Raw genomic sequence first — 11863 nt, forward strand, 5'->3', positions numbered from 1 at the left:
ATCGTACCCATCAGATCCCGAAAACCCTTGAAAACGCCCAAAAGCACGCCGAAAACACGTTGAGTAAAATGGTCCAGAATCAGAGCTTTAGCCCAGTAAAACCAACGCCTGAGCCGTCCCGGCGCTTCAGTGTGGCACCCATGATGGATTGGACGGACCGCCATTGCCGTTTCTTCCTACGTCTCCTATCGAAGAACGCCCTGCTCTACACCGAAATGGTCACCACCGGCGCTCTGCTCAACGGCGATCACGAACGTTTCCTGCGTCACAACGAAGCCGAGCACCCGCTCGCGTTGCAGCTCGGGGGTAGTGTTCCGCTCGATCTCGCCGCCTGCGCGCGCATGGCGCAGGAACATGGCTACGACGAGGTGAACCTGAACGTCGGCTGCCCGAGTGATCGTGTGCAAAACAACATGATCGGCGCGTGCCTGATGGGGCATCCGCAGTTGGTGGCCGATTGTGTGAAGGCGATGCGTGATGCGGTGTCGATTCCGGTGACGGTGAAGCACCGGATCGGCATTAACGGGCGCGACAGTTATGCCGAGCTGTGCGATTTCGTCGGCACTGTTCGGGATGCCGGATGCACGAGTTTTACCGTGCATGCGCGGATTGCGATCCTCGAGGGGTTGTCGCCGAAGGAGAATCGCGACATTCCGCCGTTGCGCTATGACGTGGCGGCGCAGTTGAAGGCGGATTTTCCGGAGCTGGAGATTGTGCTGAACGGCGGGATCAAGACCATGGAGGCCTGCCATGAGCATCTGCAGACGTTCGATGGCGTGATGTTGGGGCGTGAGGCTTATCACAATCCTTATCTGCTAGCGGAGGTCGATCAGCAACTGTTCGGCAGTACCGCTCCGGTGATCAGTCGGGCTGAGGCGTTGGCGCAGTTGCGGCCTTATATCGCCGAGCATTTGCTGGCCGGTGGTGCGATGCATCACATCACTCGGCATGTGCTGGGCCTGGGCACAGGGTTCCCCGGGGCGCGCAAGTTTCGTCAGTTGTTGTCGGTGGATATTCACAAGGCCAAGGATCCGCTGGCGTTGCTGGATCAGGCGGCTGAGTTGCTTGAAGGGCGTTGATTGATGGTTTGAGTGTGCGGGCGGCGCATGAGCGTTGCCCGGTATTTTGATGTACTGACAGGATGTCTTTTGTTTATGCCCGCGTTTACTTTTTCAGGTTTCAAGCGTTTCACCCTCCTCGCCTTGTTCAGCTTCACTTCCGACGTTTATGCGCACTGCGATGGCTTTTGCATGGGCCGTACCGATACGCCGTGGGAGGTGACGCAGCTTTCCGGCTTCACTTTGGTGTCTTTAATCCTCGCACCTATTTCGTCTAGCCAGGAAACGACCGACAGTCACAAGCGTGTTTACTCTGCCGAGGAGCAAGAAGACGCGCGACTCTATCTGGCCAGCGACGGCATGCTGCAAGCCGCGTATTTCATCTCGGCCTTGCAGCGCTTTCGTCAGGAGTCGTCGGATTCGACGTTAAACGATCTCGCCGTGGCGGCGTTGATCAGCGCGCAGTGATCAGGCGGCCGCTGCGGCGGTCCAGTTGACCCAACCAAACAGCCACGTCGCCAGAATCAACAATCCAAAACCGATCCGGTACCACGCGAACGCGGCATAGCTGTGGTTGGCAATAAACTTGAGCAAGCCGCGTACGGCGATCATGGCGAAGATGAACGCGGTGACGAAGCCGAGGGCGAAGACTGGCAGGTCGTTGGGTTGGAACAGGTCGCGGTATTTGTAGCCGGAATAAACGGCGGCGCCAACCATGGTCGGCATGGCGAGGAAGAACGAGAACTCGGTGGCGGCTTTGCGCGATAGGCCGAAGAGCAGCCCGCCGATGATGGTCGAGCCGGAACGCGAGGTGCCGGGAATCATCGCAAGACATTGTACGAAACCGACCTTCAACGCGTGGGACCAGCGCATGTCGTCGACATGTTCGACGCTGACTACATGGCTGCGCTGTTCGGCCCACAACATGACGATGCCGCCAACAACCAGGGCCACCGCAACGGTGATTGGGTTGAACAGGTATTCATGAATCGCGTCGGCGAATAACACGCCGAGGATAACGGCCGGGAAAAACGCGATCAGCAGATTAAGGGTGAAACGTTGCGCGTTGCGCTCGGTGGGCAGGCCTTTGACGATTTCGAAGATCTTCGGACGAAATTCCCAGACCACAGCAAGAATGGCCCCCAGTTGAATAATGATGTTGAACGCCATCGCGCGTTCGCCGCCAAACTCGAGCAGGTCGGCGACAATAATCTGGTGGCCGGTACTTGAAATGGGCAAGAACTCGGTCAAGCCTTCTACCGCGCCTAATATCAACACCTGGAAAAGGGTCCAGAAATCCATTAATCCTCCGTCAGAGCACTCAGGGTGAGCGACCAGTCAATAACACTCAGGGGTTGAGTATCTGAGTTACACAATTGGCGCATATGAAGATCCAAAGATCGCAGCCTTCGGCAGCTCCTACATTTGGAATGCATTTCCATGTAGGAGCTGCCGAAGGCTGCGATCTTTTGATTTCGAAGAATAGGTCTAACGGACTGCCACACTCAAGTCATGTTAGTAATCGTCGGCCGACGAACTAAACGGAAAAAATTTACATCTATTACAACAAATATTTCAGTTCAGATATGAAGTGTGATCAAACTCACACATTGTTGACATGGCCAATCAGTGGCAAAAGGACATAGACAAAGCCATCGCCACAAGCTCAAAATAGTGGCACCATTGCATATAGCCATCATCTAAGCGCTAGTTCACAACCCCGAGAAAATCAACTAAAAGCTTGAAAAGCTTAGTTATTGTTAGAAATCTCGGGAGACACGTCTAAAATCCGCGCAAATGTTACCAATTGTCAGTCACAGATGAGAACCGGTGCTTTAACATCCCGATGTCAGCACCTAATTCGAGTCAACGCATGATGCTCTCAGGGAACTTGGCGACGAGAAGTCCGCGCCCGACAAATGATGAATCCGGTGTACTTGCGCTGGGTCGTACACTGGGTGTGGCTGATCATTTCAGATCGCTGATCGCAAAGCACGTGCAGCCCGATATGACCCTGGAAACAGGTGCTTTCACTAGTTCATATAAACAGCACGGCTACATAGGTTCCTATCGTGCCATTTTCGTCATCATCGATAGTCCACAAGCCATCGAAGAAAATCTGGCCCTGGTGCAGACCCTGCGCGATGACAACTTGAAGCCACTTATTTGCGCTGTCGTTACCGGCCGCGGTGCCGTCAACAAAATCAAATATTTCCTCGCCGGGGCGGATGCCTGTATCAAGCTCAACACATTGAGCGATGACAGCGAAGACTTGCTGGCGGAGTTCTTCAACAGCGAAGACTGGCAACGAGATATCAATCTCACGCTTGATCCGACGCGGATCTGCCTGATGGACAATCGGCGCAAACTGGATATCTCTTTCGCCGAAATGAAGATCCTCGAGGCCTTTGCGCACACCGGCAATCACATTCTGAGTCATGATGAAATCGCCAGCATCATGGGCCTCAACACCAATTTCTACGACCCTCGGGCACTGGAAAAATCAATCAGTCGCTTGCGTGGAAAAATCAAGGAAATGTATGGTACAAACGCGATTCAGAGCATCCGCGGCTACGGCTATCGCCTGATGCGGGGCCTGATATCGACTGCCTGAGTCTCGGGCAGTCTTCCCTTTTGCATACGTACGAAGGATCGTCTGATGCAGCCATATCGTTTCAATTGCGCCTCATACTTATTAAAACTCAAGCACTTGAATGAGCACGGCATCACGCCACATAACAATAAAACTCCATAACATAGCAGCAGATCGAGTGGAATTTATCGATGGCCATTTTCGGCCAGAACCCTGCCTACGATTACTTCCGAGGAAGTCATTGCTCGCCTGCCGATTTATCTTTTAGCCAATTTTGGTGTGTATTTAGGAGAGAGACATGGAAACGAGTACAACCCTCCCCAGAAAATATTTTGTTGTTGTGACGCACAGCACAACGTCGCAACGTGAACTGGAAAGTATCTTGTCCAGTGAGCGTTTCAATTCGTTTGGCACGTCGCAGGCACAAATGTTTGTTGAAGGTGTTGCTTCGCCCTCTTCCGCCCCGATGGTCATGGAGTTCAGTTACCCAAGCCTCAGCCGAAAGAATGTTGCGCGCAGTATCGAACATGATACTCAACGCATACTGGCCACTCTTGAAAATGAATGGCGAGCCGCGCAAACAGACAATCCGTTTCAAAGCTTCCCGACCCGCAGTGCAGAACGCGCTCATATCTCCAATGTCAGCGAGAGCACTGAGCCTTGCAGCGATACCTGGCATCTCGACGATGAACAAGGCGTGTTGCTCAAGGACAATGTTGCGATCAGCCTGACTGGCCTGGAAACCGCTCTGGTCAGGAAAATGCTGAGCCATGAAGAGCGCGTGGTCAGTCGTGATGACCTGATCATCAGCATTGGTCGGGAACCCGAGCAATACCGTGGCCTGGAAATGTGCCTGAGCCGATTGCAGGACAAGTTCAAGAGTGCGAGTAATGGCGAGCGATTGTTCCGAGCCGTAAGAAATCGCGGATATTGCCTGATCCAGGAAGTCGTTGCTTAATCACAAGCGACACACAAACCAAGACAAACAGATATAAAGTGCGACTACAACAATAAGAAGAGCACTCTGTTTGGGTTCACCCTCCCTGATTCGATTAAAGCTTCCCTGCCTCCACCCATCAACAGTAACAAATACACCCTCGCTTTTTCATCCCCCTCTCTACGACCTTTTCTAACAGCCATCTATTTAATTATTAAAAAGTTGGCATTGTGCCATCTTGTTAGAACTCGTCAGACACCATTCCCGACAATAACTTAGTCTATTGGCTGACGACAGTTCGGCTCTCGATGTTGTTACCTCAAGACACTCGCTAAAACAAAAACAATAAGTCTGCATAACAACTCGGCTTTCAACTGTTGAAACCTGAATGGACGTCTTTTGGGGATATCGTATGGATCTTTCTCTCAGTATTAATCGAAGCACGGGCCTCAAGGGACTGACCTTTTGGGGCCAATGGGCGCTGGCACAGGCTTTCGTTGTGACGCTGCTGTTCATTCTCGCTGAACAGCACACCGGCACCGTCGCGTTCTACTACCGAATGTGCGCCACCCTCGCCGTCCTGGCTTCGGTGCCGGCTTACACATTCAGCGGCGTTTATCGCAAACGCGACAACTACCTGACCGGCCTCGGCCGCTTGTTCATGGGCTGGTCGATGACCATGGCCGCGCTGGCGTGCATCGCGTTTGTCTGCCAGGCCGATGAGCTGTTTTCCCGTCAGGTGATTCTCAGCTGGGCGGTGTATGGCTTCCTCGGTCAGGCGTTCCTCTACGCGCCGCTGCATGCATTTTCCAAGTACTACCAGCGTTCGCGTAAAAGCGAACACCGAACGTTGATCGTCGGTACTGGCGAATTGGCGTTGGGCCTGGCGAAAAAGCTCAGCCAACTGGAAAACCTGCCGCTGATCGGTCTGGTCAGCAACGGTGACAAACCGGTCCTCGCTTCCGACGCACCGCGTGTCGTTGGCGCTCAGGACGAGTTGCTCGAGCTGATCGAAGCCCACGACATCCGCCGTTTGTACATCACACTGCCGCTGTGCGAAGCCGCGAAAATCGAAGCGATGTATGTCGATTTGCTCGGGGCCAACGTCGATGTGGTGTGGGTGCCGGACTTGAACAGCCTGACCCTGCTCAACCACTCGGTGAAAGTCGTGGACGGCTTGCCGGCGATCTACTTGAACGAAAGCCCGCTGACCAGCCGCCCCACCGCTGCCCTGAGCAAGAGTCTGGTTGAGAAAACCGTGGCATTCCTGGCGATCATCGCGCTCAGTCCGCTGCTGTTGATCATCGCTCTGGCGGTGAAAATCAATTCGCCCGGCCCGGTGTTTTTCAAGCAGGACCGCCATGGCTGGAACGGCAAGGTGATCAAGGTCTGGAAATTTCGCTCGATGCGTGTTCACGATGACCGTGAAGTGAAACAGGCCAGCCGTAATGACTCGCGCATCACCGCAGTAGGGCGTTTTATCCGCCGCACTTCCCTGGATGAGTTGCCGCAACTGTTCAACGTGTTGCAGGGGCATATGGCGCTGGTAGGTCCACGGCCGCATGCGGTGGCGCACAACAATTACTACTCGGGCAAGATCCTCGCTTACATGGCCCGTCACCGAATCAAACCGGGGATCACTGGCCTGGCACAGATCAGTGGCTGCCGCGGTGAGACCGACACCATCGACAAGATGCAAAAGCGTGTCGAGATCGACCTGCAGTACATCAACAGCTGGTCGTTGTGGCTGGATCTGAAGATCCTCGTGAAGACGCCGTTTACGTTGTTGTCGAAGGATATTTACTGAGGCTTAGCGCTGCAGATCACAAGGGGACGAAAGTCCCCTTTTTTGTGGGCGGGATTTGGGTAATCAGTGTCGACAACAGGTGCGCCCCCGGTAGGAGCGAGCCTGCTCGCGAAAGCGCTGTGTCAGGCACTGGAGATATTGGATGTGCCGGACCATTCGCGAGCAAGCTCGCTCCCACAGGGATTCGGGTGATGACCAGGATGTGTGGCGTGACGCCGATCAAGTGTAGGAGTGAGCCTGCTCGCGAAAGCGGTGTGTCAGGCGATGGCGATGTTGAATGTGTCGGCGCCTTCGCGAGCAGGCTCGCTCCCACAGGGATCAGGGTTAGGGTCGAAAACTGTGCTGTAACACAACACCCTGTGGGAGCGAGCCTGCTCGCGAAAGCGTTGTGTCAGGCACTGAAGATGTTGGATGTGCCGGGCCATTCGCGAGCAGGCTCGCTCTCACAGACCAGCGCTTACTCGGTAATCTTCTCGAAGTTGCGATAGAACATGTCCCCTTCCCGGCTATCCGTCATCGAGTGCAGTTGATAGCTGCGGCTCAGTCTGGCGCCGCCATCTCGGGTCAGTGGCGCCCAGACCAAATTGGCGCGGCGCATGGTCGACATGCTCATCATTTCGTCGAACGGGATCGACAGGTACAAGCCTTTGTCGAAACTACCTTCGCCATATTCCGCGCTGCTGGCCGTGGTGATGGTTGCCCAGGCACCGACGCGCACGCCGTTAAAAAACTCGCGCGAGATGTCCACGGTCGTGCCCCAGTCTCCGGCCAGATAGCGACCAACACTGACCGCCGCCAGCGTGTCGAACGGCAGATCGGTATAGCCGGTGATATGCCCGGTCACGACCGAGTAATCGCGCAAGGCAAAGCCCTGATCGAAATCACGTTGGCGCACCCAGTTCAGATCCGCGCCCAGCGACCAGCGCTCGCCGGTCGGGCGGAACAACACTTCCGCACCGACGCCGGCAAACATCGATTCCAGATAACCGCCATAAACCATGCCGTAGAGATCCTTATCCAACTGCTGGGCATGGCTGAGCTGGAACAACGGCATGGTCGTGTTGGAGGTGGTCAGGTACTGGCGCAGATCCGTGCGCACGCGGGGCAATCCGCTCGGCGCGTCGTAGACGAATTTGTCGAAGTTGTTGACCAGGTTGGCGCTGAGCAAGCCGCTCCACCAGGTGTTGCGGTTGAAGCGATATTCCGCGTCCGCGTCAGCACTGAATTGATAGAGCAAACCATCCGGGCCGCCGACGTTTTGCTTGAAGCCCAGACCCACGCCATAGCTGAAATGCTGCGGCGCTTCGGTGTAGAGGGTTTTCTCGTTGTGCGGCATCGCCGGGTTGATTTCGGTGGTGCGGTGCAGCGCCTCCAAGGGTTCCTCGTTGTTGATCACTTCGCGAAAGGTCTGGCGCGGCAGGCTGGTTTCTTCCAGCGGCAAGTCATAGCGCTTGTTGACCACGGTGAACCAGTCGATGTCGTCGTTGACGCTGTTGTCGAGAATCCGGCTCGCGCGGCCAACGGCTTTGGACGAATGGAAATAACGCTGCTGCTCGCCATAGACGATCAGTTCGGAATCGCGCTGGCTGATGCGCTCGACCTTGTACCCGGCATTCTGCTGCAAACGCCGCGACACATCGGCCCAGTTGACCTGCTCCATCGAGGTCGTCGGCGCCTTCGCCGGCAGCGGTTCGGGGGTCGGGTCGTAGGTCTTGGCCGGCGCCTTGCGGCTGACGAAATTGGTGTGAAAGGTCACGCCGAACATCGCCGTGTTGCCCCGCTCCCACGCGGCGCTCAGGTCGATCGAATCCGTCACCTTGAACACCGCGCCAAGGTTGATTGGCGAGTCCTGTTTGATCTCGTTGTCCTTCGGCTCGTTCTTGTAGTCGTTGCCTTCGAATTCCAGCTTCAGGCTCAGCCGATCCCACGGCGTCTGGTAGCTCACGCCACCGAACAGTGAAGGCTTGCCGCGAAAGTACGAGCCGGAGTTGACGTCGCCGGTGCCTTCCAGCGCCGGGCGCGTATCGAAGCGGCTGCTGACGTAGCCCAGCGGGTTGTCGAAGTCGCCGCGATTACCGATGTAGCCCCAGGCAATGCCGGCGCTGAAGTCGAAATTGTCGAAGCGCTTGTTGGCGACGAAGAATTCGCTGGAGAACAAACCGGTACCACCGATATCTCGAAAGCCCAGCGCCACTTCCGGCGCCCAGTGGCTTTCCTGCCACAGGCGCACTTTGGCGTCGACCGCCTTGTCCTTATAGCTTTGACTGCCGCTGAGGGCCTCCGAGCCGTACGGCCGGTTGGTGATCGCGGTGTAGCGGAACGAACCTTCGAGCCAGTCCAGCGGTTGCAACGACACGCTGTAGCGGCTGTAAGGATCGGTGCGGTTGGCGTTGACGCTCAGCTCGCCGGCCGGGGCCATGCGCGCCGTCGGCGTCTGCAACAGACCGGCGCCGCCGAAGTCATTCTGGGTGACGCGCGGCTCGGCGTGAGCCAGACCGCAGGGCAATAACAACACAGCTGCAAAACGTAACTTCAACGAACCACCTCGGCCAGCTGCGTGGCAATGAATTCGGCCAACTGCTGATTCAGTTCAGGAAGAGGCGGATCTAGATCATCATTTTTAATCGGCACCAGAATCCTGCTGCCGGCCACCGGAAACTGCCCGGACTCGCGATTCCAGTGCGCAATGCCGACGCGCCGCGACACGCCGTTGGGCTGGATCAACCACAGGTAATCGGCCTCGGCATCGTCGAGAATCGAGCAGCCTTCCAGGTATTCGCGGGCCTCCTGCAACGGCTGATAGGGCAAGTGGCACGGCTCGGTGACCGCGCCCAACACCTGCACTTCATCAACCCGTTTCGGATAGATCAGCCGATCGCCGTCATCCAGACGAATGTTGCGCGCGAAGCCGACTTCCACCGCTACCGGATCGAGGTCAGCGATCTGCCGTCCGGTCACTGGCATTTGTCGGACTTCTTCAGCAACGCGCTGTGCCAGTGCCGCGCGGCTTGGCCGATCAAACAGCGTCGCCATGCGTTGCAGGACCTCGAGATCGAACAGCACGCCAACCTTGAGCCGTGTCTGTTCCTCGATCAGCGACTGGCGCAACAAGCCGCCCGCCAGCCAATAACCCTCTGCATTGGGCACGGCTTCGCTGATCACATCGAACAGGCGTCCACCCGGCGGCAATGCGATCGGACCGGGATTGGCGACGTCGCCGGACACGATGACGGCGGCCTGACTCGCCCCTGCGACCAGCAAAAAACCCGCCGCGATTAGGCTTAAGCGCTTCACGGCAGATGCCTGCGGTCAGGAGTCAATTGCACCAGCTTCACGCGCAGTTGCGAGGTCAGTTGTTGCTCGCTCTGCAGAATGAAACCGTCTTGCGGGTCGACCCAGTAACGGTTGGTCGCACTGAGGCCGATGGCTGGGGCGTCGATCTGTTCATCGACGCGCAGCACCGAGTAAGCCTTGTCGAGAATTTCCAGGGTCTCGGTGGAACGGCGCGAAAAGCGGCTGTTGACGATCACGCCGACTTCCTGGCCCTTGTACAGATCAATCCAGCGCCGTGTGGTGAAACCGTCGGCGACGTGATGCAGGCCTTGCTTGAACGGCGAGTCATCAGCCAGCCGCGTGCCATCCAGATCACCTTGCAGGCCGAGGCCGATGCTGCGCACGGCGAGGCCATCGCGCAGCAGCAAAACCTGCTTGCCGGAGGCGACCCAGAATTGCAGGTCTTCACGCTCGCGCACCAGCGCCAGCACGCCTGAGCCGGATGGCGTGGTCAGTTTCAGTTGCGGGTAGTTGACCCCGGCGACTTCGGCCGCTGTCACATCAACCTCGTCGGGGCCGACGACGGCGGCTTTGAGGTTGTTCAGCGATGCGCTCATCAGCGGGTTACAGCCGCACAGCAACGAGGCCGCCATCAGGCAGACGCCCACTTTCAATAGGTTCACAGTCGGGCGGCCTTATTTGCTGTTGTTGCTGTATTCGCTCCAGTTCTTCGCTGCCGAAGCCCCGGTGCCGACAATCGACGCCGACGGCACCAACTGGCTGATGAAACGGTTCCAGCGCGTAACGTTGGCCGGGCCGACGTAGACGACATCCTGCGGCCGCACCTGAAAGTGCGAGGCCAGCGCCATGGCGGTCGGCGATTCGGCTTCGAGCTGATAGATCTTCGCCGGCTCGACGTCGAGATTTTCCACGCCGCGAATCACGTACACCGCGTTGCCGTTGGAACTGGTCTGACTCAGGCCACCGACCGAACCGAGCACGTCGGACAAGTTCATGGTTGCGGTCTTGAAGCTCAGCGCGCGCGGCTGGTTGACCTCGCCCATGACGTAGATGCGCTTGTTGTCGTTGTACGGCAGATACAACTGATCGCCGCCCTTGAGGTAGACGTTCTGCAGTGCGGAATCCTGCTGATTGAGCGTGTCGAGATTGAGTGGATAGACCCGCCCGTTGCGCGTCAGCAACAGCCCGGACAAGTCAGCATTGTTGGTGTCGATGCCGGCGGAACCGAGGGCCTCGACCACGCTCAGCGGATTGGTCGAAATCGCTTGCGGGCCGGCCTTCGTGACGGCGCCAGTGACCACGACTTTCTGACTGGCGAAGCGCAACACCGCGACGTCGACCTGCGGCTCGGCGATGAACGCCGACAAGCGCTGTTCGATGTCCGCGCGCAGTTGCTGGATGGTCCGGCCGGCGGCCTGGACTTCCTTGATGAACGGGTAATACAGCGTGCCATCGGAGCGCACCAGACGGCCGTTGGCATCGATCTGTTGTTGCGCGCCGGAGGGGGCAGTCAGCTCCGGGTGATCCCAGACGGTGATGTACAGCACGTCATTGTTGCCGATGCGATATTCCGCCGGCGTCACCAGCAGCTCCGCCGGCAGCGACTCACGCTTCTGCGTGGCGCGGTTCATGGCGATCAGTTTCGGGGTGATCGGAATCAGCTCGACCCGACTGCTTTCGCTGGCACCCTGGCGGGTGATATCGCTGGTGCTCAGGTACTGGCCGGGGGAAAACATGCAACCTTGCAAAGCGAGACTTGCCAACATTAAAAGATAAACACTACGAGTCATAATGGCACTACGCTATTCAAGGGCGAATCCAAAAAACAAAGTCACCCGACTTGCGTCGGGCGACTCTGTACTGCACTAACAAATGTTCCTGTTAGTTATGCGTGCCGGTTGTACCGGTGGTACCCGTCGTACCGGTGGTACCGCCGTTGGCACTGCCACCGCTGTTGGACGCCGCTACAGCACTGGCAACCATTGCAGTACTGGCCGCGGGCGCTTGCGAAGCCGCCACACTGCCACCTACATTGGTTACCGCTGTCAACGGCGCTTCAGCGGCGGCAGCCCAGTTGCTCAACATCGTCAACAGGGCAACTGCCATCACTTTTTTCATAACAACTCCTTTCTAACATTCGAACTGTTAAAAAACAGATCTGTGTCAGAGCTGGT

Annotated in this window: 11 protein-coding genes; 5 read left to right on the plus strand and 6 right to left on the minus strand. The window is 56.9% G+C overall.

The features are described 5' to 3' along the window. Positions 1-68 precede the first annotated feature (68 nt). On the plus strand, positions 69-1079 hold the full coding sequence (gene dusA, locus OK411_RS19075; RefSeq protein ID WP_129999660.1) for a tRNA dihydrouridine(20/20a) synthase DusA: 1011 nt from the start codon (positions 69-71) through the stop codon (positions 1077-1079). Between the two features lie 75 nt (positions 1080-1154). Then, on the plus strand, positions 1155-1526 hold the full coding sequence (locus OK411_RS19080) for a DUF2388 domain-containing protein (RefSeq protein WP_264365533.1): 372 nt from the start codon (positions 1155-1157) through the stop codon (positions 1524-1526). Here the strand turns inward: OK411_RS19080 and OK411_RS19085 are convergent, their stop codons facing one another. Continuing rightward, the gene (locus tag OK411_RS19085; protein ID WP_016775449.1) at positions 1527-2360 is read right to left on the minus strand and encodes an undecaprenyl-diphosphate phosphatase; all 834 of its coding nucleotides are present in this window, start codon (positions 2358-2360) and stop codon (positions 1527-1529) included. A gap of 571 nt (positions 2361-2931) precedes the next feature. On the opposite strand from OK411_RS19085, the gene OK411_RS19090 reads away from it, so the two are divergent. The 3 genes from OK411_RS19090 (at position 2932) to OK411_RS19100 (ending at position 6395) form a co-directional block, all read left to right on the plus strand. Then, a complete protein-coding gene (locus OK411_RS19090) occupies positions 2932-3672 on the plus strand; it encodes a winged helix-turn-helix domain-containing protein (RefSeq protein ID WP_264365534.1) in 741 nt (246 codons plus the stop codon). A 277-nt stretch (positions 3673-3949) separates the two neighbouring features. Beyond that, positions 3950-4609 (plus strand): winged helix-turn-helix domain-containing protein, encoded by a 660-nt coding sequence (locus tag OK411_RS19095; protein ID WP_041477289.1) that lies wholly within the window; start codon positions 3950-3952, stop codon positions 4607-4609. A 391-nt stretch (positions 4610-5000) separates the two neighbouring features. Continuing rightward, entirely contained in the window at positions 5001-6395 is a 1395-nt protein-coding gene (locus tag OK411_RS19100; RefSeq protein WP_016775452.1) for an undecaprenyl-phosphate glucose phosphotransferase, read from the plus strand. A 457-nt stretch (positions 6396-6852) separates the two neighbouring features. Here the strand turns inward: OK411_RS19100 and OK411_RS19105 are convergent, their stop codons facing one another. From OK411_RS19105 to OK411_RS19125, 5 genes are all read right to left on the minus strand, one after another. Beyond that, the gene (locus tag OK411_RS19105) at positions 6853-8931 is read right to left on the minus strand and encodes a YjbH domain-containing protein (protein ID WP_264365535.1); all 2079 of its coding nucleotides are present in this window, start codon (positions 8929-8931) and stop codon (positions 6853-6855) included. After that, positions 8928-9689, minus strand: coding sequence for a capsule biosynthesis GfcC family protein (locus tag OK411_RS19110; protein WP_207809366.1), 762 nt, complete (start codon positions 9687-9689; stop codon positions 8928-8930). The genes OK411_RS19105 and OK411_RS19110 overlap by 4 nt, the downstream gene beginning before the upstream one ends. Further along, positions 9686-10351, minus strand: a complete 666-nt coding sequence (locus OK411_RS19115; protein ID WP_264365536.1) for a YjbF family lipoprotein — start codon at positions 10349-10351, stop codon at positions 9686-9688. The genes OK411_RS19110 and OK411_RS19115 overlap by 4 nt, the downstream gene beginning before the upstream one ends. 12 nt (positions 10352-10363) lie before the next feature. Next, positions 10364-11425, minus strand: a complete 1062-nt coding sequence (locus OK411_RS19120) for a polysaccharide biosynthesis/export family protein (RefSeq protein ID WP_264365537.1) — start codon at positions 11423-11425, stop codon at positions 10364-10366. Between the two features lie 145 nt (positions 11426-11570). Next, the gene (locus OK411_RS19125) at positions 11571-11807 is read right to left on the minus strand and encodes a hypothetical protein (protein ID WP_016775457.1); all 237 of its coding nucleotides are present in this window, start codon (positions 11805-11807) and stop codon (positions 11571-11573) included. Between the last annotated feature and the right edge of the window lie 56 nt (positions 11808-11863).

The sequence above is a fragment of the Pseudomonas sp. RG1 genome (assembly GCF_025910115.1).
GTDB lineage: Bacteria > Pseudomonadota > Gammaproteobacteria > Pseudomonadales > Pseudomonadaceae > Aquipseudomonas > Aquipseudomonas atacamensis.

Bases quoted from the DNA above. Each gene is read 5' to 3' on its own strand.
- dusA (WP_129999660.1), top strand. From the start codon at position 69: ATGGTCCAGAATCAGAGCTTTAGCCCAGTAAAACCAACGCCTGAGCCG.
- OK411_RS19080 (WP_264365533.1), top strand. From the start codon at position 1,155: ATGCCCGCGTTTACTTTTTCAGGTTTCAAGCGTTTCACCCTCCTCGCC.
- OK411_RS19085 (WP_016775449.1), bottom strand. From the start codon at position 2,360: ATGGATTTCTGGACCCTTTTCCAGGTGTTGATATTAGGCGCGGTAGAA.
- OK411_RS19090 (WP_264365534.1), top strand. From the start codon at position 2,932: ATGATGCTCTCAGGGAACTTGGCGACGAGAAGTCCGCGCCCGACAAAT.
- OK411_RS19095 (WP_041477289.1), top strand. From the start codon at position 3,950: ATGGAAACGAGTACAACCCTCCCCAGAAAATATTTTGTTGTTGTGACG.
- OK411_RS19100 (WP_016775452.1), top strand. From the start codon at position 5,001: ATGGATCTTTCTCTCAGTATTAATCGAAGCACGGGCCTCAAGGGACTG.
- OK411_RS19120 (WP_264365537.1), bottom strand. From the start codon at position 11,425: ATGTTTTCCCCCGGCCAGTACCTGAGCACCAGCGATATCACCCGCCAG.
- OK411_RS19125 (WP_016775457.1), bottom strand. From the start codon at position 11,807: ATGAAAAAAGTGATGGCAGTTGCCCTGTTGACGATGTTGAGCAACTGG.